Annotated in this window: 23 protein-coding genes; 11 read left to right on the plus strand and 12 right to left on the minus strand. The window is 64.8% G+C overall.

Going from position 1 to position 26,021, the window contains the following annotated elements; genetic code table 11:
* The first annotated feature begins 78 nt into the window (after positions 1-78).
* The 7 genes from cydD (at position 79) to AC2TZ7_RS01560 (ending at position 8,472) form a co-directional block, all read left to right on the plus strand.
* Positions 79-1,767: a thiol reductant ABC exporter subunit CydD gene (cydD, locus tag AC2TZ7_RS01530; protein WP_489865649.1), complete on the plus strand. Its 1,689-nt coding sequence runs from the start codon at positions 79-81 to the stop codon at positions 1,765-1,767.
* Positions 1,764-3,425: an amino acid ABC transporter ATP-binding/permease protein gene (locus AC2TZ7_RS01535; protein ID WP_489865650.1), complete on the plus strand. Its 1,662-nt coding sequence runs from the start codon at positions 1,764-1,766 to the stop codon at positions 3,423-3,425. The genes cydD and AC2TZ7_RS01535 overlap by 4 nt, the downstream gene beginning before the upstream one ends.
* A 206-nt stretch (positions 3,426-3,631) precedes the next feature.
* Positions 3,632-5,242, plus strand: coding sequence for a cytochrome ubiquinol oxidase subunit I (locus AC2TZ7_RS01540; RefSeq protein WP_098412146.1), 1,611 nt, complete (start codon positions 3,632-3,634; stop codon positions 5,240-5,242).
* 5 nt (positions 5,243-5,247) lie between these two features.
* Positions 5,248-6,411, plus strand: a complete 1,164-nt coding sequence (gene cydB / locus AC2TZ7_RS01545; RefSeq protein WP_489865651.1) for a cytochrome d ubiquinol oxidase subunit II — start codon at positions 5,248-5,250, stop codon at positions 6,409-6,411.
* 12 nt (positions 6,412-6,423) lie between these two features.
* A complete protein-coding gene (gene cydX, locus AC2TZ7_RS01550; RefSeq protein WP_078521427.1) occupies positions 6,424-6,543 on the plus strand; it encodes a cytochrome bd-I oxidase subunit CydX in 120 nt (39 codons plus the stop codon).
* A 244-nt stretch (positions 6,544-6,787) separates the two neighbouring features.
* Positions 6,788-7,546 (plus strand): electron transfer flavoprotein subunit beta/FixA family protein, encoded by a 759-nt coding sequence (locus AC2TZ7_RS01555; protein WP_078521428.1) that lies wholly within the window; start codon positions 6,788-6,790, stop codon positions 7,544-7,546.
* Complete coding sequence (locus tag AC2TZ7_RS01560) at positions 7,546-8,472, plus strand: electron transfer flavoprotein subunit alpha/FixB family protein (RefSeq protein WP_489865652.1); 927 nt, start codon at positions 7,546-7,548, stop codon at positions 8,470-8,472. The genes AC2TZ7_RS01555 and AC2TZ7_RS01560 overlap by 1 nt, the downstream gene beginning before the upstream one ends.
* Before the next feature lie 75 nt (positions 8,473-8,547).
* Here AC2TZ7_RS01560 and AC2TZ7_RS01565 read toward each other — a convergent pair whose 3' ends face one another.
* Positions 8,548-9,369: a DUF6473 family protein gene (locus tag AC2TZ7_RS01565; protein WP_489865653.1), complete on the minus strand. Its 822-nt coding sequence runs from the start codon at positions 9,367-9,369 to the stop codon at positions 8,548-8,550.
* 155 nt (positions 9,370-9,524) lie between these two features.
* On the opposite strand from AC2TZ7_RS01565, the gene AC2TZ7_RS01570 reads away from it, so the two are divergent.
* Positions 9,525-10,400 (plus strand): 3-hydroxybutyryl-CoA dehydrogenase, encoded by an 876-nt coding sequence (locus tag AC2TZ7_RS01570; protein WP_489865654.1) that lies wholly within the window; start codon positions 9,525-9,527, stop codon positions 10,398-10,400.
* Positions 10,401-10,667: 267 nt separating this feature from the next.
* Here AC2TZ7_RS01570 and AC2TZ7_RS01575 read toward each other — a convergent pair whose 3' ends face one another.
* The 7 genes from AC2TZ7_RS01575 to AC2TZ7_RS01605 are packed head-to-tail and all read right to left on the minus strand — an operon-like array spanning position 10,668 to position 16,044.
* Positions 10,668-11,528, minus strand: a complete 861-nt coding sequence (locus AC2TZ7_RS01575) for a lysophospholipid acyltransferase family protein (protein ID WP_489865655.1) — start codon at positions 11,526-11,528, stop codon at positions 10,668-10,670.
* 30 nt (positions 11,529-11,558) lie between these two features.
* Positions 11,559-11,831: an HPr family phosphocarrier protein gene (locus AC2TZ7_RS01580; protein ID WP_075776868.1), complete on the minus strand. Its 273-nt coding sequence runs from the start codon at positions 11,829-11,831 to the stop codon at positions 11,559-11,561.
* A complete protein-coding gene (locus tag AC2TZ7_RS01585) occupies positions 11,822-12,229 on the minus strand; it encodes a PTS sugar transporter subunit IIA (protein ID WP_075776867.1) in 408 nt (135 codons plus the stop codon). The genes AC2TZ7_RS01580 and AC2TZ7_RS01585 overlap by 10 nt, the downstream gene beginning before the upstream one ends.
* Positions 12,226-13,155, minus strand: coding sequence for an RNase adapter RapZ (gene rapZ, locus AC2TZ7_RS01590; protein WP_489865656.1), 930 nt, complete (start codon positions 13,153-13,155; stop codon positions 12,226-12,228). The genes AC2TZ7_RS01585 and rapZ overlap by 4 nt, the downstream gene beginning before the upstream one ends.
* Positions 13,146-13,583 carry an HPr kinase/phosphorylase gene (locus AC2TZ7_RS01595; RefSeq protein ID WP_489865657.1) on the minus strand — a complete coding sequence of 146 codons (438 nt, stop codon included), beginning with the start codon at positions 13,581-13,583 and terminating at the stop codon, positions 13,146-13,148. The genes rapZ and AC2TZ7_RS01595 overlap by 10 nt, the downstream gene beginning before the upstream one ends.
* A complete protein-coding gene (locus AC2TZ7_RS01600) occupies positions 13,584-15,332 on the minus strand; it encodes a sensor histidine kinase (protein WP_489865658.1) in 1,749 nt (582 codons plus the stop codon). It abuts the gene before it with no gap.
* Between the two features lie 10 nt (positions 15,333-15,342).
* Positions 15,343-16,044: a response regulator transcription factor gene (locus AC2TZ7_RS01605; RefSeq protein ID WP_098412154.1), complete on the minus strand. Its 702-nt coding sequence runs from the start codon at positions 16,042-16,044 to the stop codon at positions 15,343-15,345.
* A 346-nt stretch (positions 16,045-16,390) separates the two neighbouring features.
* Here AC2TZ7_RS01605 and AC2TZ7_RS01610 point away from each other — a divergent pair, with 346 nt between their 5' ends.
* Positions 16,391-17,989, plus strand: coding sequence for a phosphoenolpyruvate carboxykinase (locus tag AC2TZ7_RS01610; protein ID WP_489865659.1), 1,599 nt, complete (start codon positions 16,391-16,393; stop codon positions 17,987-17,989).
* Between the two features lie 110 nt (positions 17,990-18,099).
* Positions 18,100-19,698 carry a phospholipase D-like domain-containing protein gene (locus AC2TZ7_RS01615; protein ID WP_489865660.1) on the plus strand — a complete coding sequence of 533 codons (1,599 nt, stop codon included), beginning with the start codon at positions 18,100-18,102 and terminating at the stop codon, positions 19,696-19,698.
* A 3-nt stretch (positions 19,699-19,701) separates the two neighbouring features.
* On the opposite strand, the gene rnr is transcribed toward AC2TZ7_RS01615, so the two are convergent.
* The 3 genes from rnr to dapE all read right to left on the minus strand — a co-directional run bounded on the left by rnr (position 19,702) and on the right by dapE (position 23,727).
* Positions 19,702-22,008 (minus strand): ribonuclease R, encoded by a 2,307-nt coding sequence (gene rnr, locus AC2TZ7_RS01620; protein WP_489865661.1) that lies wholly within the window; start codon positions 22,006-22,008, stop codon positions 19,702-19,704.
* 163 nt (positions 22,009-22,171) lie between these two features.
* Positions 22,172-22,585, minus strand: a complete 414-nt coding sequence (locus tag AC2TZ7_RS01625; protein WP_489866774.1) for a GNAT family N-acetyltransferase — start codon at positions 22,583-22,585, stop codon at positions 22,172-22,174.
* A complete protein-coding gene (dapE, locus tag AC2TZ7_RS01630) occupies positions 22,585-23,727 on the minus strand; it encodes a succinyl-diaminopimelate desuccinylase (RefSeq protein ID WP_489865662.1) in 1,143 nt (380 codons plus the stop codon). Before dapE ends, AC2TZ7_RS01625 begins: the two co-directional genes overlap by 1 nt.
* Positions 23,728-24,023: 296 nt before the next feature.
* Here dapE and AC2TZ7_RS01635 point away from each other — a divergent pair, with 296 nt between their 5' ends.
* Entirely contained in the window at positions 24,024-25,124 is a 1,101-nt protein-coding gene (locus AC2TZ7_RS01635) for a Hint domain-containing protein (RefSeq protein WP_489865663.1), read from the plus strand.
* Here AC2TZ7_RS01635 and AC2TZ7_RS01640 read toward each other — a convergent pair.
* Positions 25,121-25,879, minus strand: coding sequence for a sulfite exporter TauE/SafE family protein (locus AC2TZ7_RS01640; protein WP_098412161.1), 759 nt, complete (start codon positions 25,877-25,879; stop codon positions 25,121-25,123). The genes AC2TZ7_RS01635 and AC2TZ7_RS01640 overlap by 4 nt on opposite strands.
* Positions 25,880-26,021: the final 142 nt, after the last annotated feature.

A 26,021-nucleotide genomic window follows, 5' to 3' on the forward strand; every position in this document is an offset into this window, starting at 1 on the left:
CGCACGCCATTGCCGCAGACCCTCTGCCCGGCTATCTCCACAGCCAAGCGCGACAGAGAAAAAGACCCCTAAATTCCTATGACAGACGCCACGACCGAAGCGCCGAAGCCGAAAGCCGTTCTGGCCCGTATCGCTCAGCCGGTGGCGGGGAAGTTGAAGCTCGCCGGGTGGCTCGGGGTGGCCTCGGCGCTGATCTGGCCCGCGCAGGCCGCTCTGATCGGGCTGGTGCTGGGCGATCTGGTCGCGCCCGGGGTAAGCCCCGCGCTTTCGCCGCTTGCCGGGGCCGCGGGTTTCGTGGCGCTGGCGCTCGTGCGGATCGCGCTCGACTGGGTTTCGCAGAAACTTTCCGCCGATGCCGCCGAGGTCGTGCTGCGCGAGAGCCGCGAGACACTGATCCGAAAGGCGCTGCGTCAGGCCAGCGGAGCCGCCGCGCTGTCGCCTGCGGAACTGGCCTCGCTCTCGGCGGAGAAGCTCGGCGCACTCGGTCCTTGGGCCACGCGCTACCAGCCCGCCTTCCTGCGCGCCCGGATCATCCCCCTCGCCTTCATCCTGCTCGCCGCCACGCAAAGCTGGGCGGTCGCGGGCATCTTGCTGATCGCGGGGCCGCTGATCCCGCTCTTCATGGCGCTTGTGGGCATGGCCGCGCAGGATGCCTCGGAAAAGCAGATGGTCGAGATCGGCTCGCTCAACCGCCTGCTGATCGACCGGATCGCCGCGATCACCGATCTGCGGCTTCTGGGCGCGGAGGCCCGCTCGCGCGCCGATCTGGAGACCAAATCCGAAGACCTGCGCGTCCGCACGATGGCGGTTCTGCGGGTGGCCTTCCTCTCTTCGACCCTTCTGGAACTGTTCGCCGCGATCGGCGTGGCGCTGGTCGCGGTCTATGTCGGCTTCTCGCTGATCGGCTGGATGAATTTCGGCACATGGGGCAGCAAGATGACCCCGGCCGAGGGGATTTTCCTGCTGATGATCGCACCCGAATTCTTCCAGCCGCTGCGCGATCTTGCAGCGGCGTGGCATGACCGGGCAGCCGCACTCGCCGTGGCCTCCGAGCTGGAGACGACCGAGACCGAAATCGCCAAGGCCAACACGCTGATGGGCACCGGCGGCGAAGGTACGGCGCCGCAGCTCGGGGCGCTGCACTGGCACGGCCTGCAAATCCGCCCCGGCGAGGCCGCCGATCCGATCCCCCTGCCCGATGGCGACATCGCCCCGGGCGAGGCGGTGGCGATCACCGGGCCGTCGGGCGCAGGCAAGACGACGCTTCTGACCGCGCTGGTCGGGCTGATCCATCCCGAGGCGGGGGAGATCACACTGGGCGACACCGCGCTGACCGAGCAAAACGCCGATGACTGGCGCGCGGCCTTCGGCTGGATTCCGCAAAGCCCGCGCTTCGCCGATGCGAGCCTGCGCGAATTGATCACGCTGAACCGTCCCGGCGATCTCGATGCGGCGCTGGACGCCGCGCAGGCCACCGAGGTCGTCGCGGGCCTTCCCGGCGGGCTCGACGCCCGGCTGGGCGATATGGGCGGCGGCGTCTCGGGTGGCGAGGCGCGGCGTCTGCTGATCGCACGCGCCCATTACGCGGGCCGCCCGATCGTGCTGGCCGACGAACCGACCGCCGATCTCGATGCCGAGACGGGCGCCAAGGTGATCGCGGCGCTGCTGGCGCTGCGCGCCCACGGCACCACCTTGATCGTCGCGAGCCACGACCCCGCGCTCGTCGCCGCGATGGACCGCCAGATCGACTTGGAGGGCGCAGCATGAAGACGCTTCTGACCCTCACCGCCCGCCTGATCGCCGATCAGAAATGGGCCTTCAGCCGGGGCCTCGCGCTGTCGTTCCTCGTGCTCGCGATGGGGGCGGCCCTGCTCGGCCTGTCGGGCTGGTTCATCACCGCCTCGGCCTTGGCCGGGATCACGGGGCTGGGCCTCAACTTCAATTTCTTCACCCCCTCGGCAGGCGTGCGCGGCCTCGCGCTCGGCCGCGCGGTCTCGCGCTACGGCGAGCGGTTGCTGACCCATGACGCCACGCTGCGCGCGCTGGCGAAGCTGCGCATCGACCTGATGGATGGCGTCTCGCGCCGCCCGCATGAGGAACAGGCGCGGCTGCGCGGTGCGCAGGCGCTGAACCGGATCACCTCGGATGTGGATGCGCTGGACGGCGTGTTGCTGCGGCTGGTGATCCCCTTCCTCGCAGGCGGCATGGTGCAGATCGCGGCGCTTGTGATGCTGTGGTGGCTCGAAGGGCTACCGATCGGGCTGGCGGTATTCCTGATCTATTTGCTGGGCGGCGGGCTCGGGCTGATCTGGGTGGCCCGCGCCGCCCGCCACGATGCCCGCGCCGCCGAGACCGCGCTGCAAAATATCCGCCGCCGCGCACTGGAGACGATGCGTGCGCGCGCCGATCTGGCCGTGGCCGGACAGTTGGAGACCGCCACCGCGCAGACCTTGGCCGAGGTCGAGGCCGAGGCGCTGGCGCGGCGCAATCTCGAGGCGCTCGATAGGCGCGTGGGAGCCGTGATTTCGGGAACCACCGCGCTTGCCGGAGCCGCCGCTCTGGCCATCGCCGGACAGATGGCGCTGGCCGGGCAGATCACACCCGCCCGCGCCGCGGTGGGCCTGTTCGTCGCGCTGGCGCTGGCCGAGTCGCTGATGCTGCTCCGTCGCGGCATGGCGGAAATCGGGCGGATGCAGGAGGCGGGCGCGCGGGTCATGGACCTGACCGATACGCCCGAGCGGCCGCAGCCCGGCGGCCACGCCCCCACCGATACGGACGCCCCGCTGATCGAGTCGCGCAACGTGGCCTTTACCCGCGCCAAGAGCGCCGCGCCACTCTTTTCCGATCTGACCTTCAGCCTCGCGCGTGGCGAGACGGTGATGCTCGCCGGGCCTTCGGGGGCGGGGAAATCCACCGCGCTCGCCGTGTTGTCCGGCCTTCTCAAGCCGTCCGGTGGCGAGATCACGGTGATGGGGCGCGCGCTGCCCGACTGGCCGGAAGGCGACCTGCGCGATGTGCTCACCATGGTTCCGCAGCGCAGCCAGCTGATCGGCGGCACCATCGCCGAGAACCTCGCGCTCGCCCTGCCGCCCGAGGCGCAGCTCGATGAAGACGCGGCCTGGGCCGCACTGCGCGCCGTCGCGCTCGATGAGGTGATCGCCGCGCGCGGTGGTCTCGAGGCGCGGCTTGGAGAAGGCGGCACCGGTCTTTCGGGCGGTCAGACGAAACGTCTGGCGCTGGCCCGTGCGGCGTTGCGCCAGCCCGACATCCTGCTGCTGGATGAGCCGACCGAAGGGCTCGACGCGCCGACGGCCGCCGCGACTCTCTCCGGATTGCGCGCGCTTTTGCCCGAAGCAGGCTTCCTTCTGGTGTCTCACAGACAGCCCGATCAGAGCGCCGCCACGGGCACAATCGCGCTCAAATGACGCACGACCTGCGACGATAAGTCACTAAAATCATGTGACATATTGTCGTTCACCCCTGTTCACGTCTCCGTGCGACACATCGTCAATTTGATTTGGCTCAATGTCAGGCGCAGACCGCCCGCCCATAAGCTGCATCCAGGAATAATATTTCCGAGAAACTCGGCTTTTGGCGAGGTCGGGTGCAAGTAGGGAAACGGAGAACGAGAATGGATTTCGGGATCGTCGAGCTGTCACGGCTGCAATTTGCCATGACCGCCATGTATCACTTCCTCTTCGTGCCGCTGACGCTTGGTCTGTCGATCATCGTGGCGATCATGGAGACGGTCTATGTGATGACCAACCGCCCCATCTGGCGGCAAATGACCAAGTTCTGGGCCACCCTGTTCGGCATCAACTTCGTGCTGGGCGTGGCCACGGGCATTACGATGGAATTCCAGTTCGGCATGAACTGGAGCTACTATTCGCATTACGTGGGCGACATCTTCGGCGCGCCGCTCGCCATCGAGGGCCTGATGGCCTTCTTCATGGAAGCGACCTTCGTCGGGTTGATGTTCTTCGGCTGGGAGAAACTCTCGCCGGTCAAGCACATGGTCGTCACCTGGCTCGTCGCCATCGGGTCGAACTTCTCGGCGCTCTGGATCCTCATCGCCAATGGCTGGATGCAGAACCCCGTCGGGGCGCATTTCAACCCGCTGACGATGCGGATGGAGATGACCTCCTTCTTCGACGTCGTGTTCAACCCCGTCGCGCAGGCCAAGTTCGTGCACACGGTGTCGGCAGGCTACGTCACGGCGGCTGTGTTCGTGATGGGCGTGTCGAGCTGGTACATGCTCAAGGGCCGTCATTTCGAACTCGCCCGCCGCTCGATCGCGGTCGCGGCCGCCTTCGGTCTCGCCTCGGCCCTGTCGGTCGTCATCCTCGGTGACGAGTCGGGCTACGAGACGACTCACAACCAGAAAATGAAGCTCGCCGCGATGGAAGCGATGTGGGAGACCGAACCGGCCCCCGCCTCCTTCACCCTCTTCGGCATTCCCGATCAGCAAGATCGCGAGACCAAATACGCGATCCACATCCCGTGGGTGATGGGCCTGATCGGCACCCGCTCGCTGACCGAGCAGATCACCGGGATCGACGAGCTCGTGAAAGGCTCGGAAGAGCGGATTCGCAACGGTATCGTCGCCTATGACGACCTTCTGAAAATCCGCGAAGCCAAGGGAGATGTCCCGCCCGAAGTCACCAAGCAGTTCAACGAAAACGTCGGCGATCTGGGCTATGCCTATCTGCTCAAACGCTACGTGGACGATCCGCGTCAGGCGACCGATGCGCAGATCAAGATGGCCGCGGACGATACCGTGCCGACGGTCTGGCCGATCTTCTGGTCCTTCCGCCTGATGGTGGCGCTTGGCTTCTCCTTCATCGCGCTGATGGTCTACTTCTTCGTCGTCTCGAACTGGAAGGGCATGCAATACCCGCGTTGGGCGCTGCGTCTGGCCGTGATCGTCATCCCCGCCCCGTGGATCGCCGCGGAACTGGGCTGGTTCACCGCCGAGTTCGGACGCCAACCCTGGACGGTGGACGGCGTTTTGCCGACGGCACTGTCGGTCAGTCACCTGTCGGTGGGCGACCTGCTGTTCACGCTACTGGGCTTCGTGGCCTTCTACACCGTGCTCTTCATCATCGAGATGGGCCTGATGATCAAATACATCAAAAAAGGCCCGTATCAGGATGTCGAAGTCACTCAAGAATGGCTGCAGCGCCATGACGACCGCCTGTCCGGTCGCGATGGCAACGCCCCTGTCACCATGCCTGCGGAGTAAGGAACATGATCCTCTTTGAACTTATCCCCTTCGACGTTCTGCGCGTCATCTGGTGGCTGCTGCTGGGCGTCCTGCTGATCGGCTTTGCGCTCACCGACGGCTTCGATATGGGCGTGGGGGCCCTTCTGCCCTTCGTCGGCAAGACCGATAGCGAGCGCCGCGTGGCGATCAACACGGTCGGCCCGGTCTGGGAAGGCAACCAGGTCTGGTTCATCCTCGGCGGGGGCGCGATCTTCGCGGCTTGGCCACCGCTCTACGCGGTGAGCTTCTCGGGGTTTTACCTCGCGATGTTCCTCGTGCTCGCGGCGCTGATCCTGCGCCCGGTCGGCTTCAAGTATCGCTCGAAGCGCGACTCGGCTGCGTGGCGCAACGGCTGGGACTGGGCGCTCTTCGTGGGCGGCGCGGTGCCGGCACTGATCTTCGGCGTCGCCGTGGGCAACGTGCTGCAAGGCGTGCCCTTCGAGCTCAACGACATGCTGATGCCGCTCTATCCGGGCAACTTCATCATGAAGCTGCTGGGCCTTCTGAACCCCTACGCGCTGCTTGCGGGCGTGGTGTCGCTGTCGATGCTGATGATGCATGGCGCGGCGTGGCTCTCGGTGAAGACCGAAGGCGCGGTGAAAGTCCGCGCGACCGAGATCGGCTCCGTTGCGGGCATGGTGGCCTTCGTCGCCTATATCCTCGCCGGGATCTGGCTCGCCTTCGGGATCAAGGGCTACCACATCACCTCGGTGGTGCCGGACAACGGCCCCTCCAACCCGCTCTTCTCGACGGTCGAGCATAGCGGGAGCTGGATGCAGGCCTATGCGGACCGCCCGTGGATCGCGATTGCGCCGATCCTTGGCCTCGTGGGTATCGCGATGGCGGTGCGGGGGCTGCGCGCCGGGCGCGAAGTCTCGACGCTGCTCTGGTCGAAACTGGGCATCTTCGGCGTGATCTCCTCGGTCGGCCTGACGATGTTCCCCTTCATCCTGCCGAGCTCGAAAATGCCCAACGCCTCGCTGACGGTCTGGGACGCTTCGTCCTCGCACCAGACGCTGTTCATCATGCTCGTCTGCGCGCTCATCTTCATGCCGCTCATCCTCGCCTATACCGCATGGGTCTATAAGGTCCTGTGGGGCAAGGTGACGGTCGAAGATGTCGAGCGCGACAGCCATACCGTTTACTAAGGAGACAGACAGATGTGGTATTTCGCATGGATCCTCGGGCTTCCGCTGGCCGCTCTGGTCGCCGTCGCCAACGCGATGTGGCTCGAGATGCAGAACGACTGCAAGATCGCCGGTGAGTGCAAGGACGACTGACCTTGCCCGGCAGACAAACGCAAAAGGCCGCCTTCGGGCGGCCTTTTTCATGGGCGGATCGTGGACACAGCGCGACGCTAGGGCAATTTGCACGCACCGCTAGCGCAAACAGTCGAAAAGACGTGACGTTTCAGGGCCAAAACGAGGCGTTTTCCCCCTGTCCCTTCGCCCTTTGCTCTTGTAACAAAATTGCCGAATGAATCCGTTCGCCGCAATTTGGCGGACTACACAAGGGAGACACGCCATGAAGGTTCTCGTGCCTGTGAAGCGCGTGATCGACTATAACGTGAAAGCTCGCGTGAAAGCGGACGGAAGCGGTGTCGATCTCGCCAATGTCAAAATGTCGATGAACCCGTTCGACGAAATCGCTGTCGAAGAGGCGATCCGTCTGAAGGAGAAGGGCGCCGTCGAAGAGATCATCGCGGTCTCCATCGGCGTGAAGCAGGCGCAGGAAACCCTGCGCACCGCGCTCGCGATGGGTGCGGATCGTGCGATTCTCGTGGTCGCCGCCGATGACGTGCAGACCGATATCGAGCCGCTGGCCGTCGCCAAGATCCTCGCCAAGGTCGTCGAGGAAGAGCAGCCCGGCATGGTGATCCTCGGCAAGCAGGCGATCGACAACGACATGAACGCGACCGGCCAGATGCTGGCGGCGCTTCTGGGCTGGGGTCAGGCGACCTTCGCGTCCGAAGTCGTGGTCGAGGGCGAGGCCGCGAAGGTCACCCGCGAAGTCGATGGCGGTCTGCAGACCATCGAGGTCAAGCTGCCCGCGATCGTCACCACCGACCTTCGACTGAACGAGCCGCGCTACGCGTCGCTGCCGAACATCATGAAGGCGAAGAAGAAGCCGCTCGACGAGAAGACCGCCGACGACTACGGCGTCGACGTCTCGCCGCGCCTCGAAGTGGTGAAAACCACCGAGCCCGAAGCGCGTCAGGCTGGCGAAATGGTGCCGGATGTCGACACGCTGGTTGCGAAACTCAAAGAGAAGGGGGTCGTGTGATGGCCGTTCTGCTGCTGGGTGAAGTGAATGATGGCGAACTGTCGGTCGACGCGACCGCCAAGGCCGTCTCCGCCGCAAAATCGCTGGGCGATGTGACCGTGCTCTGCGCGGGTGCGTCTGCTGCCGCCGCGGGTGAAGCCGCCGCCAAGATCGAAGGCGTCGCGAAGGTTCTCGTGGCCGAGGATCCGTCGCTGAGCCACCGTCTGGCGGAGCCGACCGCCGCGCTGATCGTGTCGCTCGCAGGCGACTACTCGCATATCGTAGCCCCCGCCACGACCGATGCGAAGAACGTGATGCCGCGCGTGGCCGCGCTTCTCGACGTGATGGTGATCTCGGATGTCTCCGGCGTCGTCGATGCCGACACGTTCGAGCGCCCGATCTACGCGGGTAACGCGATCCAGACCGTGAAATCGAAGGACGAGAAGAAGGTCATCACCTTCCGCACCTCGACCTTCGACGCCGCCGGCGAAGGCGGTTCGGCTTCGGTCGAGACCGTCGCCATGTCGGACGCGCCCGCTCTGTCGAGCTGGATCGAAGACAAGGTCGCCGAGAGCGATCGTCCGGAGCTGACCTCGGCGAAGATCGTCGTGTCGGGCGGCCGAGGCGTCGGCTCGGAAGAGGACTTCAAGGTGATCGAAGCGCTGGCCGACAAGCTTGGCGCTGCTGTAGGTGCCTCGCGCGCCGCCGTCGACTCGGGCTTCGCTCCGAACGACTGGCAGGTCGGTCAGACCGGCAAGGTCGTGGCCCCCGAGCTCTACATCGCCTGCGGCATCTCGGGTGCTATCCAGCACCTCGCCGGCATGAAGGACTCGAAGATCATCGTCGCGATCAACAAGGACGAAGAAGCGCCGATCTTCCAGGTCGCCGATTACGGCCTGGTCGCGGACCTCTTCGACGCTGTTCCGGCGCTGACCGAGAAGCTCTGATCCACGGAAGGGGCGCTGCCCCCCGGGAGAGTTGAACCAAATCGAAAGGGCGGGGAATTTCCCCGCCCTTTCCTGTTAGAGAAATGGCCGCAGCGCAGGCGCGAGCGCCGCTGCGATCTCCTCATGCACCAGCGGCCCCGGCACCATTTCCGCCGCCGGCTCTTCCAGCGGGGAGAAATGCATCCCCGTCGTGCCCGCGCTGCGCGCCGTCACCGACGGCTCGACCCGCACGATATCGGCCACGAGCGGTCGCAGCGTCTCCACCATCGCCTCCGTCACCATCAGCGGCTCGTGCCCGAGCGTGTCGCTATGGGCCGGATCGTGGAATTCGCCCAGCCAAAGCAGCAGCTTGCGTCCCTTGATCTTGGCCAGAAGCGCGGTCATCCGCTGCAGCCACGCCTCCTGCAATTCGACCTCGAGCAAGGCGAATTTCTCGGGCTCGCGCTCTTTCAATGCGCTCAGCATGTGACGCGTGAAATTGAATTCGGTGAAATCTACGCCGCGGAAGATCGAGCGCATCAGGCTCGACGCGCGCAGGAAGCGGTCATTGCGGCGCGGATGCACCGCATAGAAGCGGTTCGACATGTTCTGCGCGCCGAGCAACTGGATCACCGTGACCTTCGCCGCCTCCGATGCGGCGGCCAGTTGCGGCTCGTGCAGGAACACGTCGATCCCGGCATTCAGATAGCCGAAATTCACCACCGGCATCTCCAGCCGCGCCTCGAGCAGCGCGGGCCAGGGATGCTCCACGAATTTGCCATAGGTCTCCGTCCCGCCCATCGCGGCGATGAAATCCCCCTGCAGCGCACGGCGCGGCCCGCGGAACAGCAGTTTGGACTTCCCGTATCTGCACGGAAAGTAATCGAGGGCGCCATCGCCCGTATATTCGAAAGCCATTTTCCCACCTCAGTCTGAGTTCGACTCACCCGAGGCCAGATTGCGCCCAAAATCTTGCCAAACGGCTAATGTTAAAATGATCTCAGCCCTGCGTTTCGCTTGCATGGACCGAGCGGAGAACTATGGTCAGGGCGCAAAGCGTGAGAGGGAAAATTATGGCGATCGAGAAAGTGGGCATCGTGGGTGCAGGGCAGATGGGCAACGGGATCGCCCATGTCTTCGCGCTGGCCGGATATGACGTTCTGCTGAATGACATCAGCGACGAGGCGCTGACGAAAGCGCTCTCCACGGTCACCAAGAACCTCGATCGGCAAGTGTCGCGCGGCAAGATCTCGGAAGACGAGAAAACCACCGCGCTGAAGCGGATCACCACGACCACGAAACTGAGCGATCTGGGCCCGACCGATCTGGTGATCGAGGCCGCGACCGAGCGCGAGACGGTCAAGCAGGCGATCTTCGAAGACCTGCTTCCGCATCTCAAGCCAACGACGATCCTGACCTCGAACACCTCGTCGATCTCAATCACGCGGCTCGCCTCGCGCACCGACCGGCCCGAGAAGTTCATGGGCTTCCACTTCATGAACCCGGTGCCGGTGATGCAACTGGTCGAACTGATCCGCGGCATCGCGACCGATCAGGAAACCTACAAGGCACTGCATGAGGTGGTGGAAAAGCTCGGCAAAACCGCGGCCTCGGCCGAAGATTTCCCGGCCTTTATCGTGAACCGCATCCTGATGCCGATGATCAATGAGGCGGTCTATACGCTCTATGAAGGCGTGGGGAATGTGCGCTCGATCGACGAGTCGATGAAGCTCGGCGCGAACCATCCGATGGGGCCGCTGGAGCTGGCCGATTTCATCGGGCTCGACACCTGCCTCGCGATCATGAACGTGCTGCATGACGGGCTGGCCGACACCAAGTACCGCCCCTGCCCGCTTCTGACGAAATATGTCGAAGCCGGCTGGCTCGGCCGCAAAACCGGGCGCGGCTTCTACGACTATCGCGGCGAGGAGCCGGTGCCGACGCGCTGAGGCGACGGCGTCGAGGGGCGCTGCCCCTCGCGGCTTCGCCGCTCACCCCGGGATATTTCGGGCAGTCGGAAGACTGTTAAGGCTTTCTAAACCCTGCCCCCCTTAAATGGGTTCACGGAACAGGCGGGGACGCCGATGACCGTGCAGTTGGAAGCGCCCGGTTCGCCGCCACCTAAGGGGCATAACCGGGCGTTTTTCTTTCCAACTGCGTCAAATATCCCGGGGGGCGGTGAAACCGCGGGGGCAGAGCCCCCTCCACCAATCGCCTTACAGCGCCAGCGTTTCCGCGCGCAGATCCGCGAGGAACTTGCGCGGGTTTTGCAGCGCCTCGGCGATCTCTTCGGGCCCCTTCGCCGGACCGATCGCGGGGTTCTGGGGCTTGTTCAGCGCGCGTTTGATCTCATAGAGCAGAAGCCCCTGCCGCACCGTCGCGCTGAGCTTGTTGGCGATCTGATAGGCGCGCGAATTCTGCCCCGGGAAATGGATCGGCAGCACCGAAGCGTTCGACCGAGCGAGCATCTTCGCGGTGAAGGGGTTCCATTCCTGCTCGATCACCGGCCCCATCAGCGTCTCGGAATGTGCCACCTGCCCCGCCGGGAACAGAACCACCACGCCGCCGCGCTTGAGCTGCGCCATGCAGGCGGCGCGCATCTTGAGGCTGTCCTCGCGGGCATTGGGCTCGTGCGGGAAGGGCACGGGCAGCATGTATTGCTCAACCTCGGGAATCCCGGTCAGCAGCGAGCGGGTGAGGATCAGGAAATCGTCGCGCACCTGCCCGATCAGGTAGGCCAGCACCATGCCGTCCACCAGCCCGTGCGGGTGGTTGGCGACGACCACCAGCGGGCCCTCTTTCGGGATATGGGCGATCTGTTCGGGCGGCGTCGTGACATCGATCCCCATCACATCGAGCGCCTGCGGCCAGAACTCGGCCCCGACCGGCGCGCCGCGTTTCTCGAACTTGCGGATCAGATGCAGAAGCTGTGCCTTCGCGGTCAGCCATTCCAAGGTGCGGATCGTGCCGACCTTGAACGGATTGGAAAACGTACCCGCATAGGACAGACGGCGCTTGTCATAGGGTCGCGATACCGCTTGCGCGGCGTCGATTGCGATGTCGCTCTCTTGGTTCATTGGGCGAACCCCCTCGCTGGGTGCGGAGCGTCACATACCTTCGCCGAACTTGTCGGCCACCAATGCCTGAAGCGCATCGGCGAGCTTTTCTGCCTCGGCCCCGCTTGTCGTCACTTCAATAGTGGTTCCACGCGAAGCTGCCAACATCAAAAGCCCCATGATCGAGTCGCCCGAGACCGACTGGCCATCCTTCGCTACCGTGGCACGGGCGTCGTGATCCTCGACAACCTCGACGAAACGGGCGGAGGCGCGGGCATGCAGGCCCTTCTCGTTCACGATCTCCAACTCGCGGGTCACGGACATTTCACCACTCCCGCTTGGGCATTGTAACTATTGATATATTTTCGTCCCGCATCGAGCGCGGCCTCGACCGCGGCATGGACCGCGAGGCTGCGCGATTTCGCCAGCTTGATCAGCAGCGGCAGGTTCGCACCGTAGATGATTTCGCGGTCTCGCGCCTCGCAGGCCATCAGAGACAGGTTGGACGGAGAGCCGCCGAACATGTCGGTCACAACCACGACACCTGTGCCGTCATCGACCGCATCGGCGGCGGCGCGAATCTCCGCCTGCTTGCCCGCGCGGTCGTGATCGTCCTCGATCGTGATGGCACGAATGCCGCGCTGCGGGCCCACGACATGCTCTATAGCGGCGAGATATTCGCGCGCCAGACCACCATGTGCCACGATCACGATACCGATCACGCGCCCGACCTCACCTTCGTTTCTTCGTTCTCGGCATGGCCGAGACGCTCCAATTCCCTATGACGTTTAGACACGCGCCACCCTGCTTCCGCAAGCGCTTTGGCGATGCTCTCGGTCATTGCGACCGAGCGGTGTTGCCCCCCGGTACACCCGAAGCCGACCGAGAGGTAGGCCTTGCCCTCCGCGACATAGGCGGGAAGCAGGAACAACAGCAGATCGTGGACGCGCTGGTGGAACTCCGCAAAGCGCGGATCGGCGGCGACATAATCCGCGACCGCCGCGTCGCGACCGTCAAGCGCGCGCAGCTCCGGCTCCCAATGGGGATTGGCGAGGAAGCGGCAATCAAACATCAGATCGAGCCCGCGCTGCACCCCGCGCTTGTAGCTGAAGGAATTCACCGTGACCGAGAGCGCCTCGGTGCGGCCCGTGTCGAAGAAGCGCCCGACCTCGGCGCGAAGATCATGCGGGCTCATCTCGGAGCTGTCGATCAGGACATCGGCGCGCATCCGGATCGGCGAGAGCAGGTCCATCTCCTGCGCGATGCCTGCGCCGGGGTCTTCCTCGGGCGATAGCGGATGGCGACGGCGGGTCTCGGAGTAGCGCCGTTCGAGCACATCGGGGCGCGCATCAAGATAGAGCAGGTCGAGATGCAGATCCGGGCGCTTGGTCAGCATATCGACCAGTTCGATCAGCGCCGCGGCCGAGAAATCGCGCCCGCGTACATCGACGCCAAGCGCGACGGGGCCGGTCAGATGGCCCTTGAGAAGGCGCGGCACGAGACTCAGCGGCAGGTTGACGATCGGCTCGTAGCCCAGATCCTCCAAAGCGCCGATTGCGGTCGTGCGGCCCGCACCTGACGGGCCGGTCACCAGCACGACGCGCTGGCCAGCCTGTGCCCATACCGGATCGGATCGCGTCACGCCCATCGGCCCCCTTTCAGCCATTGCAAGATTGCCACATCAAGATGACCATGCTGCACGCGCAGCACAAGGGGCAGATTGACCCCCAACACCATGTCTTTTCGACAGGTTGGCAAGCGTTCGACCTCTTCCCGATCGAGATCGACCAGCAAAGTGATGCGGGCTTGCGACAGGTGATCGGCGCGCAGGATACCCACTCCGCGCGCCTCGATCCGGCCCGCGATCGCCTCCGGTGCGCTTGCAATCAGCGCCCCGCCTTCGGCGCGCAGATCGACCCGATCATCGGCGACGAGTGACGCCCCCAGCGCCATCAACCGCAACGCGAGAAGCGATTTGCCGCTGCCCGAGGCGCCACGAATGAGAACGCCGCGCTCGGGGTCGAGCGCGACGGCACTGGCATGGAGATTGGTCGAGAGGTCGTCCGACCCGGTCATTCAGCTGACCGGCAGGCCCACGACGAAACGCGCGCCCAGAGGATCGGAGGTCCGGTCGGCATCGGTGGGGCGGATATTCTCGGCCCAGATCACGCCGCCATGGGCTTCGACGATCTGCTTGGAGATCGCGAGGCCGAGACCCGAGTGATCGCCGAACTGCCCCTCGGGGCGTTCCGAATAGAACCGCTTGAAGACCTTGGTCAGCGCCTCTTCGGGAATGCCCGGCCCGGTATCCTCGACCACGACCAGCACGCGATTGTCGCGCTGGCGCGCCCAGACCCGCACCGCGTCGCCCTCTTCGCAGAACGAGGTCGCGTTGGTGATCAGGTTGACGAAGACCTGCGCCAGACGCGCTTCCAGCCCCGAGATGACCACGGATTGCGACGGCAGGTCTGTGATGAAATCGACGCCCTTCTCGCGCGCCTGCTGCCCGAGGAATTCGCTGAGATTCGACACCATCTTGATCAGGTCGAACTGCTCTTCCTCTTCTTTCACCAGCTCGGAATCGAGCCGCGATGCATTGGAAATGTCACTCACCAGACGATCCAATCTGCGCACGTCGTGATCGATGACCTCGAGAAGACGGGTGCGCTGTTCGTCTTTCTTGACCATATGCAGCGAGGCTACGGCAGAGCGCAGACTGGCCAGCGGGTTCTTGATCTCATGGGCAACGTCGGCGGCGAACTGTTCGTTCGCGTCGATGCGTTCGTAAAGCGCGCCGACCATGCCGCGCATCGCGCCCGACAGCCGCCCGATCTCGTCAGGTCGCGCGGTCAGGTCGGGGATGCGCACCCGGGCGGGTGCCATTTTGCGCGCGTTCTTGTCGCGCCCGATTTCGGCAGCGGCGGCAAGATCGGAAAGCGGGTTGGCGATGGTCGAGGCCAGCACCAGCGACAGCCCGATCGAGACGATGATCGCGATCACGAACATCTGCAGCACCTGCTCGCGCTCGACGCGGACCAGCGCGTCGATCTGCCCCGCGACGGAGATCAGCCCGACTACGCCTACGACGCGATCGCCCTGCCGGATCGGCGTGGCGACGGCGAAGATGGTCTCGCCGGCGGCGTTCTTCTGCGACGCGATCTTGGTGCGGCCATCCAACGCCGAGGGCACCAGATCGCGCACCATGTCGAGTGCGCTATTGGCGGCGGTGCCGCCACCGCGCTCGAACAGACCCGCGACCGAGTCCCAGATCTGACCGAGAAAATCGCTGAGCACGGTGGAGCGTTTGTCGAAATTGAGCCCGTCGACCTCTTCGACCGGCGCGCGGTCGCCCGTGGTAGTGGTGCCAAGCAGCGCCGCACTGGGATCGAACAGGTAGAGATCGGCGCCCTCGGGCAGCTCCATCCCGCGGATCGTCGCGAGCGGGTCGAGCCCGTCTCCCGCCGCCAGATTAACCGGAGCCCCCGCCGGAAGCTGCGCCTCGAACACGTCGGCGGCCAGCTGCGCCTCGTTCACCAGCCCGCTTTCGCGCTGCAGCACGAGGCTGTCGCGAAACGGGTTGAGATAGAGCACGCCGGTCACCAGCACGATCATCGCCAACAGGTTGAAGGTGATGATCTTGCGCGCCAGCGGCGAGCGGTTGAGCGAGAACATCGACCGCCGCGCCCGACCCTTGCGCAGATCGTCGTCGACGATATCGGCCGGGCCGACCCAATCCTCGCCGAGCACGACTTCCGTTTCCGGCGCGTGACGGGCGAAGTTTGAGGAGCGCTTTCGAGCCAATCCGATCTTCCCGGCAATACTCATCAACGTAGCATCACTCTTCGTTATACCGGTATCCGATGCCGTAGAGTGTCTCGATCGCCGTGAAATCATCATCGACGCTGCGCATCTTCTTGCGCAGGCGCTTGATGTGGCTGTCGATCGTGCGGTCGTCGACATAGACCTGATCGTCGTAAGCCACGTCCATCAGCTGATCGCGGGATTTCACGAAACCGGGCCGCTGAGCGAGTGCCTGAAGCAGCAGGAATTCGGTCACGGTCAGCGTGACGTCCTTGCTCTTCCAGGTCACTGCGTGGCGCAGCGGATCCATCTCCAGCGAGCCGCGCACCATGACCTTGGTGTCTTCGGTCGAGGCGACCTCGCCGGTCGAGATCGCTTCCTGCCGGCGCAGCAGCGCGCGGATGCGTTCGACCAGAAGACGCTGCGAGAACGGCTTCTTGACGTAGTCGTCCGCGCCCATGCGCAGACCGAGAACCTCGTCGATTTCGTCGTCTTTGGAAGTCAGGAAGATCACCGGGATCGCGGTCTTCTGGCGAAGTCTCTGCAGCAGCTCCATGCCGTCCATCCGCGGCATCTTTATATCGAGAACCGCCATGTCCGGGAGGCGCTTGGTGAACGCGTCGAATGCAGCCTGTCCATCGTTATACGTTTCGACATCGTAACCTTCGGCCTCGAGCGTCATCGAGACAGAGGTCAGAATATTGCGGTCGTCGTCGACCAGCGCGATTCTCGACATGTCGGAATATCCCTTCACTGCTACTTTATAGTTATTACACGCATATTCCGCGTTCGTTGCCTTCAAATCAACAAAAAGCTGCGAATCACCAAGGTTTCGCGAATCATCAGAGCCAGAATTTCCGAACCTTTGACTAATTTGCCTCACCTTTCCGCGACATTTCGCCGTGATTGCGCTAAACCTAGAAATGGTTGCGCTAACTCCCCCTATCCATTCTGTTCCTTCGCAAAATTGTCATGCTATAGGCGATCCATCCGGGTAACATTGTTGCTCGGATCGGCGCTTCGAGGCCCCGAGGCGCCGGGAATAACCCTGTAACGCCGCGCGACGGCATCGGGAGCATCAGATGGACATTGGACGCGTTAACCCCGCGAAACGACTGGAAGATCAAGGGATCAAAGGTCTCGCGAATGTCTATTACAACCTGCTGGAACCGGCGCTGATCCAAGAAGCGATCAAGCGCGACGAAGGTACGCTCGGCAAGGGTGGCGCCTTCTACTGCACCACCGGGAAACACACGGGCCGGTCGCCCAAAGACAAGTTCGTCGTGCGCACCGCCTCGGTCGAAGACAGCATCTGGTGGGAGAACAACTCCCCGATGGAGCCCGAAGCCTTCGACCGCCTCCATGCCGACATGCTGGAGCATATGAAGGGCAAGGATTACTTCGTCGAGGACCTCTTCGGCGGCGCCGATCCCGAGCATCGACTCGACGTGCGCCTCGTGGCGGAAATGGCCTGGCACGGGCTGTTCCTGCGCACCATGCTGCGCCGCCCCGAGCGTGAGGAGCTCGACACGTTCAACCCGGAATGGACGATCATCAACTGCCCGAGCTTCAAGGCCGATCCCGAGAAGCACGGCTGCCGCTCGGAAACCGTGATCGCGCTGAACTTCGAGAAGAAGACGATCCTGATCGGCAACACCGCCTATGCGGGTGAGAACAAGAAGGGCGTCTTCACCCTTCTCAACTACATCCTGCCCGGCGAAGGCATCATGGCGATGCACTGCTCGGCCAACCACGCGATCGACGACCCCGATGACGCGGCGGTCTTCTTCGGCCTTTCGGGCACTGGCAAGACGACGCTCTCGGCCGATCCCTCGCGCATCCTCGTGGGCGATGACGAGCATGGCTGGTCGCATAACGGCATCTTCAACTTCGAAGGCGGCTGCTACGCGAAGACGATCAACCTGTCGAAAGAAGCCGAGCCGGAGATCTACAACACCTGCTCGATGTTCGGCACCGTGGTCGAGAACATGGTGTTCGACGAGGAGACGCTGGAGCTGGACTTCAACGACAACTCGATCACCGACAACATGCGCTGCGCCTATCCGCTGCATTACATTCCGAACGCCTCGGATACCGCGATGGCGGGCCAGCCCAAGAACGTGATCATGCTGACCTGCGACGCTTTCGGTGTCCTGCCGCCCATCGCGCGGCTCACCCCGGCGCAGGCGATGTATCACTTCCTGTCGGGCTTCACCTCGAAGACCCCGGGCACCGAGGTCGGCGTGGTCGAGCCGCTCCCGACCTTCTCGACCTGCTTCGGCGCGCCCTTCATGCCGCGTCGCCCCGAGGTCTATGGAAAGCTGCTGCAGGAAAAGATCCGCGACACCGGCGCGTCGTGCTGGCTGGTCAACACCGGCTGGACCGGCGGCGCCTTCGGAACCGGCTCGCGGATGCCGATCCGCGCGACCCGTGCACTGCTGAAAGCTGCGCTCGACGGCTCGCTGCATGACGTGCAGTTCCGCAAGGATCCCAACTTCGGCTTCGAGGTTCCGGTCTCGGTCCCGAATGTTTCGGACGTGCTTCTGGACCCGCGCCGCACCTGGGACGACGCGGCGGCCTATGACGCGCAGGCGCAGAAACTGGTGGAGATGTTCTCGGACAACTTCGCGCAATACGTGCCCTACATCGACGACGACGTGAAAGCCGCCGCGATCGGGTGATCCGCGGAGACCGGAACACGAAAATTTGGAAGGGCCGGCGATCACGTCGGCCTTTTTCATGCGCGAAGCCCACTTTCCTAAACCCTTGAACCGCCTACATGATGCCAGCCATGGAACGGGAACTGCTTCATATTCTGGGCTTCGCCCTGATCGCCGGCCTCATCGCGCTGGCCGGTCTGACGCTGATCGTCGCAAGGCTGTCGCATCGGCGCCCCAAGGGTCCGTTCCCCAAGTCCCATATGCAGCTCGCCCCCGAAACCGGGCGCTTCGCGACCGCGCTGCAGGACCGACTCGCGGGAATTGAGACAAAGAGCGCGGTCCAGCTGCTTGCCGATCCGCTCGACGCGCTGGCGGCGCGGCTGGAACTGATCGACGCGGCGGAGGTCTCGCTCGATCTGCAATACTACATCTGGCAGAACGACACGGCGGGCGCGATCATGCTGGGCGCTCTGCGCGAGGCGGCCAAGCGCGGGGTCCATATCCGTCTGCTGATCGACGATAACGGCACGGCGGGAATGGACCGCACGCTGGCTGCGCTCGATCAGTTGCCCAATGTCGACGTGCGCCTGTTCAACCCCTTCCCGATCCGGACCGCGCGCTTTCTTGGCTACCTGTCCGATTTCCGCCGCCTGAACCGCCGGATGCACAACAAGGCGATGATAGCGGATGGCCGCATGGCGATCCTCGGCGGGCGCAATATCGGCGACGATTATTTCAACAGCCTCTCCGAGAGCGGGCTCTACATGGATCTCGACGTCGCCGTCGCGGGTCCGGTTCTCGCGCAGATCGGCAAGCAGTTCGATCTGTACTGGAACGCGCCCCCCGCAATCCCTGCGGAAAAGATGTTGGGCAGCTGCGAGGCGAAAGAGGCCGAGACCATCATCAAGACCGAAGAGCTCCGCCTTTCGGCGCCGGAGGCGAAGCGCTATGCCGACGACCTTCAGCATCCCGACCGGCTGTCGCGACTGCTGTCGGGCAAGGCGCGGGTGATCTTCGCCGAGGCGCAGTTGATCTACGACCACCCGTCGAAAATCCACGGGCTTTTGCAGGGGCGCAAACTGCTCTGGCAATATCTGGTGCGCGCCTTGGGGCAACCGCTGGAGGAACTGGTTCTCGTCACGCCCTACCTCGTCCCGACGCGGACGGGGGTGCGGTATCTCAAGCGGATCGCGCAATCGGGGGCGACCATCAAGGTGCTGACGAATTCCTATGCCGCGACCGATGTGGCGCTGGTCCATTCCGGCTACGCGCATCGCCGCAAGGGGCTGTTGCGTGCGGGCATCGAGCTTTACGAATACGCCGCCGATGCCGAAGAGCGCCGCCCGAGCGAGCGCAACCGCCGCGAGCGGCTGCTGGGCTCCGACATTCGCGGCACCTCGCCCTTCTCGCGCAACAAGCTGCACGCCAAGGTTTTCGCGGTAGATCGCGCGCGGGTCTTCATCGGCTCGTTCAACTTCGATCCGCGCTCGATGCGCCTGAATACCGAGCTGGGCATCGTGATCGACGCGCCCGAGATCGCGACGGAAATCTCCGAGGCCTTCAAGGAATTCATCCCCGCCCGCGCATGGCGGCTGCGCCTCACCCGCGCGCAGCAATTGCGCTGGTCGCGGCCCGGGCATGGCGTGCGCAAGCGCGAGCCGGGCGTGCCCTTCTCGCACCGCATCTTCCTGTGGATCGCGCAGCGCCTGCCGATCGAGTGGATGCTGTAAGCCTCAGCTCTTGCGCGTGCGTTTCACCTTGCGCGCGACCGCCTTCTTCTTGGCGGCGTCGCGGGCCGGTTTGCGCGGCCCCTTGCCGGGCCCCTTGCGCGGCGGACGCGTGCCGGGGCGGCGGCCCTTGCGGCGCTTGCCGTCGCCCGAGGGCATCCCCTGCCCTTCGACTTCCAGCAGCTCCAGCATCAGCCCGCCGGTGATCGGCACGGCCTCGGACAGCCGCACCCGGACACGCTGCCCGATGGTGATGACCATGCCGGTATCCGAGCCGACCAGCTCCTGCGCCTCGCGGTCGAAATGGAAGAATTCGCGCCCGATCTCGCGGATCGGGATCAGCCCGTCCGCGCCGGTCTCGTCGAGCTTCACGAACGCGCCGAATTTCTGCACGCCCGAGATGCGGCCGGTGAACTCGCTGCCCACGCGATCCGACAGGTAAGCCGCCAGATAGCGGTCGGTCGTGTCGCGTTCGGCCACCATCGAGCGGCGCTCGGTGTCGGAAATCTGCTTAGCGGTCTCGTCGAGATTCTCGATATCCCACGCGCTCAGCCCATCCTTGCCCCAGCCATGCCCGAGGATCAGCGCGCGGTGCACGATCAGGTCGGAATAGCGCCGGATCGGCGAGGTGAAATGCGCGTAGGAGCGCAGCGCGAGGCCGAAATGCCCGTAATTCGTCGGCGCATAATAGGCCTGTGTCATCGAGCGCAGCGTCGAGATGTTGATCAGCTCGTCGAACTCGGAGCCCTCGGACTGGCTCAGCAGGTTGTTCAGATGCGCGGTCTGCAGCACCTGCCCCTTCGCCAGCGTGAAGCCCGACGCCTGCGCCACTTCGCGCAGGCTCTCGATCTTCTCGAGGCTGGGTTCTTCGTGGACACGATAGAGCAGCGGACGGCGCAGCTTCTCCAGTTCCTCGGCGGCGGCCACATTGGCCAGCACCATGAACTCCTCGATCAGCTTATGCGCATCGAGCCGTTCCTTGAACCGGATCGAGGCGACATGGCCATCGTCGCCGATCACGATCTGCCGCTCGGGCAGGTCCAGTTCCAGCGGCTGACGGATCGCGCGGGCATGTTTGAGCGCCTCGTAAGCCTCGTAGATCGGGTCGATGATCTCCTCGACCATATCCTCGGTCTTCTCATCCGGGTTGCCGTCACGCGCCGATTGCACCTGCCCGTATTCGAGCGAGCCGACCGAACGGATCATGCCGCGCGTGAAGCGGTGGCTAACCTTACGCCCCTGCGCGTCGATCTTCATCCGCACCGCCAATACCGCGCGGTCCACGTTCTCGTGCAGCGAGCACAGGTCGCCCGACAGACGATCCGGCAGCATCGGCACGACGCGGTCGGGGAAATAGGTGGAGTTGCCGCGCTTGCGGGCCTCGCGGTCCAGCTCGGAGCCCGGCGTGACGTAATGCGCCACATCGGCGATCGCGACCCAGATCAGGAAGCCGCCCTCGTTCTTCGGATCGTCGTCGCGGATCACCAGCACCGCATCGTCGCGGTCGCGCGCATCCGCCGGGTCGATGGTGACGAAAGACAGCTTGCGCAGGTCTTCGCGATCACCCAGAGGCGCGGGCTCTGCGGCATCGGCCTCGGCCACGACCGCATCGGGGAAATCGTCGGGGATACCATGCTGGTGGATCGCGATCAGCGAGACCGCCTTCGGCGCGGACGGATCGCCCAGCACCTCGATGACGCGCGCCTTGGGCAGGCCCATGCGCCCGCGCGGCCCGGTCTGTTCGGCCTCGACCAGCTCGCCATCCTTGGCGCCCTGCGTGACCGCCGTCGGCACTTGCCATTCGTTGCCGACCCCCTTGTCGATCGGCATGATCCGTCCGCCCTCGGCATTCTTGCGGAAGATGCCGACGATGCGATGCGAGGCCTGCCCGATCTTGCGGATCAGCCGCGCCTCGTAGCTGTAATCCTCGTCGTCGACCGGGGTCAGGCGGCCGAGGATGCGGTCGCCCTCGGCCAGCGTGGGATCGCCGTCCTTCGGAACGAAGAGCACCAAAGGCGCAGGCCCCTCGCCAGTCCATTCCGCAGGCTCGGCCCATTGGTCGCCCTGACTGTCCTCGCGCATCACGCGCAGCACGGACACCGGCGGCAGCACGTTGGGATCACGGAAATTGCGGCGGCGCTTCTCGATCAGGCCTTCCTCGGCCATGTCCTTGAGAATGCGCTTCAGCTCGATCTTCGCCTGCCCCTTCACACCGAAAGCCCGCGCGATGTCGCGCTTGGCCCCTTGGTCGGGGTTGTCGTTCAGCCAGTCGAGGATTTGCTGGCGCGAGGGGATGGGGGCGGGTTTGCTCATGGGTTTGCCTAACATGGGGCGTGAGGGGCGTCACTCAAAGAGTGTTGCGCTATTCGTGGGTGTCGAGCCCTGCGCTTGCGCTTCGGGCGTTCGCCGGGGCGTCCTTCCACCGGAAGGCCGCCGACCCCGGCTCACCCCCCGAGATATTTTCGCCAAGAGGAAGCTAAAGCGGCTTTTCCATATCGCGATGCGGGATGCCCGCGTCGTCGTAATCCGCGCCGTAGGGCACGAAGCCGAGCTTTTCGTAGAACGGGATCGCGTAGCTCTGGGCCGAGAGATAGGCGCGGGTGCAACCCATCTCAGCAAACCGTTCGCAGGCGTCGCGCACCAGCGCCGCGCCAAGCCCGGTGCCACGCGCGGATTTCGCCACGCAGATGCGGCCGATCTTGCCGGTCTCACCCTTGCGGATCAGCCGCGCTGTGCCGAGCGGCGTGCCCTCCTCGCTGGCAAGCAGATGGACCGCCTGATCGTCGAGATCGTCCCATTCCTCGGGCTCCGGGATGCCCTGTTCTTCGATGAACACCGCCCGGCGCAGCGCGTGGCAGGGCGTGTAATCGGTGACCGGCTCGATCTTGATCATGCGAAATAGTCTCTCAATATGCGGGCATAGACGCGCGTGAGGGCTTCGATCTGATCGAGCGGCACACGTTCGTCGACCTGATGCATCGTCGCGCCGACGAGGCCGAATTCCACGACCGGGCAATGATCCTTCACGAAGCGCGCATCCGAGGTGCCGCCCGAGGTGGACAGCTCCGGCGCGCGGCCCGTTTCCGCCTCGACCGATTTCGCGACGAGATCGACGAAGGGCCCGGGCGGCGTGACGAAGCTCTCGCCGGAGATGTCGGGATTGAGCGCGATACGGATGCCAGTCTCGGCGGAGATCTCGGCGGCCATCGCCTCGGCCCAGGCGATCAGCCCCTCACCGGTATGGGCGTCGTTGAAGCGGATATTCACGGTCGCGCGCGCCTTGGCCGGGATCACGTTATTGGCCGGGTTGCCGCAATCGATGGTGGTGATCTGCAGGCTCGACGGCTGGAAATGATCGGTGCCGTGATCGAGCGGCTCTGCGGTCATCCGGCCCAGCAGATCGACCAGCGCATGCAGCGGGTTCTTCGCCCGATGCGGATAGGCGGCATGGCCCTGCACGCCCTCGGCCTCGATATAGAAGCTGAGCGAGCCACGCCGCCCGATCTTCATCATCTCGCCCATCTCGTTCGGGCAGGTCGGCTCGCCGACGAGGCAGACCGACATCGCCTCGCCCTCGGCCTTCATCCAATCCAGAAGCGCCCGCGTGCCGTCGCGGCCCGGCCCTTCCTCGTCGCCGGTGATGGCGAGGATCACCGCGCCGTCGGGCGGCGTCTCGGTCACGAAATCCACCGCTGCCGCGGCAAAGGCCGCAACGGCGGTCTTCATGTCGGTCGCGCCGCGCCCCCACATGACGCCATCGACGATCTCGGCGCCGAAGGGATCATGCGTCCAGGCAGCGGCATCGCCCACCGGTACGACATCCGTGTGCCCGTTGAAGCCGAAGCTTTTCGCCGCCCCCTTCGCGCCCCAGCGCGCATAAAGGTTCGGCGTACCATTGCGATCGACGCGGGTGCAGGTGAAGCCTGCCCCGCTCAGCAGGCCTTCCAGCAAGACCAGCGCGCCGCCCTCCTCCGGGGTCACCGAGGGGCAGCGGATCAGATCGGCGCTCAGGCGGATGGGATCGGTCGTCATGGGCACTCCTTTTCAGCGCTACAGGCTTAGAGCGACGAAGCCCTCGGGGCAATGGCTGTTGCAGGCTCGACACCGGGCGCAAGTGACGCGGAGACAGGGGCTACCCAAAGGCAGGTCGCGGTGTCATGATATGTCAAAAGCAAAAGCCCGAAATCGGGCATATCGAGCAGGGCAAAGCCCGGAGTCAGACGCAACAGACCCACGCGCGGCCTATTCAGGCGGCGTGCGTTTTCCGTGTCGGCTTCCCCGGGCGCGGAGACAGGCATGGGATCAAAGCAGCATTCGGAGCGTCGCGGATGAGGGCGCAACAGGGCTGGATAGGTGCGCAGATCGCACATCGCGGCGCGGTCAGGTTCGACGAGCGCAGATTGCCGGAGCTGCTCGCACGCGGCAGCCTGATGCTGGAATTCACCCTGATGCGCGGCGAGCAATCGCCCCTGCCGCTGATCCATCTGCATCAGCGCGAAGGCTGGCGGAATTTCCTCTCGCTCAATCTCGATGTCGACGGGCGCATCGTGCTGGCGCAGCGGCGCGGCTCGGCGGTCCATGCGATCTCGATCGACGCCACGCAGGAGCGACTGACGGGCGGGCGGATGCGGCTCACATGGCGCTGGGACGGGCCGGGGCGCGAGAGCCTGCTGACGCTGGAGGCGCTCGACCAGCGCACGATCCGGCAGCAGGCGGGCGTGTCGCCGCTGCCGCTGACGCGTGACGAGGCCGCGGCCCTGATCGATCCGGCGGGGCCCGCGCGGATCGGGCCGCGCGTCGATTGGCTGGCGCTTGGAGATCATCTGCAACCGATGGGACCGGCGGGCTGTTTCGCCCCCGCGACCCCGATCCAGACGCCGGAGGGCGTAGTGCCGGCGGCGCGGCTGCGCGCGGGTGATCTGGTCGAGACCGTTGATGCCGGGCCGCAGCCGGTACTCTGGTCGGGGCGGGTCAGCCTGCCTGCGATCGGGCATCTGCGGCCGGTGAAACTCTGTGCGCCGGTCTTCTCGGCGCGGCAGGATCTGTGGGTCATGCCGCAGCACCGCGTGGCGCTCAGCGGGCCGTCGGTGGATTTCATCTTCGGCGAGGACGAGGTGCTGATCGAGGCGCGCTCGCTGGCCGATGGCTGCGCCGCGCTGCAACCCGATTGCCCCGGCGTGCTCGAATGGCACGGGCTGCTCTTGGGCGGCCACCACCTGCTGATGGCGGATGGCTGCAAGCTGGAGAGCCTGCATATCGGGCGGCTCGCCCGGCAACCGCTTCTGGCGGCGACCACGGCCTTTGCGGGGCTGGTGCGCGAAGGCGGGGTGCCGCTCCATCGCAAGCCGGTACGCAAGATCGTCTCGGGCTATGAGGCGAAGACGCTGGCCTCCGCCCGCCGTCAGGGGCTGCGCCCCTTCGTGGCTTAACCCATCAGCGCACGGCGCAGCAGGTTCAGCCCGGCCACGCCCAGCAGGATCAGTGTCCACCACCGGAATCGCACCGGGTCGAGCCGGTCCTGCGCCTTGAAGCCCAGCTTCATCCCTGCCAGCGCGGGCAGGATCATCAGAAGCGACAGCGGGATCGTCTGCGCGTTCAGCACGCCCGAGACCAGATGCGAGCCGGTGAGGATGATCGCGCCGGTGAGGAAGACGACGCCAAGGATGCGCACGGCCTCCTGTTTCGGCGCGTCGATCGAGATCAGGTAGATGATCAGCGGCGGCCCCCAGATCCCGGAAATCCCGCCATAGAGCCCCGCGACGATGCCCAGCCCCGTCTCGGTCACCGCCCGGTGGCGCGTGGGCATCGGGATCTGCCGTCCCGAGATCTGCCAGATCGAGAAGGCGACGATCGGCCCGCCCAAAAGCGCATACATCACCGGCTGCGGGATCACGTCGACGAGGGTCGCGCTGATCGGGATGAAGACGATGATCATCGCGATGAACAACCGGTAATTCTTGATCGAGCCCACCGCCGCGCCGACACCCTGACGGAAGGCCTGCATCACGTTGGTCACCAGCGTCGGCAGGATCAAAAGCGCCAGCGCCTGATGCGGCGGCAGGAAGGACGCGAAGCTCGAGAGCATGATCATCGGCATCGCGAAACCGACCGCGCCTTTCACGAAACCTGCGAAAAGCGTGACGCCAAGCGCCGCGAATATTTGCCAAACTTCCATCCCGAACATGCGCGTTCCCTTCTGTGTCCCGCGTCGCTTCTAGCGGGTTACGCGGCGGGATGCAGCCGTGAAGCGACGTGAAATCAGGCGGATATCCGACCGCGCCGACAACCACTGCGACATTATCCGTCGCAATCGTCGCTACTGGCGA

It is taken from the genome of Thioclava sp. ISO4 (assembly GCF_058105145.1).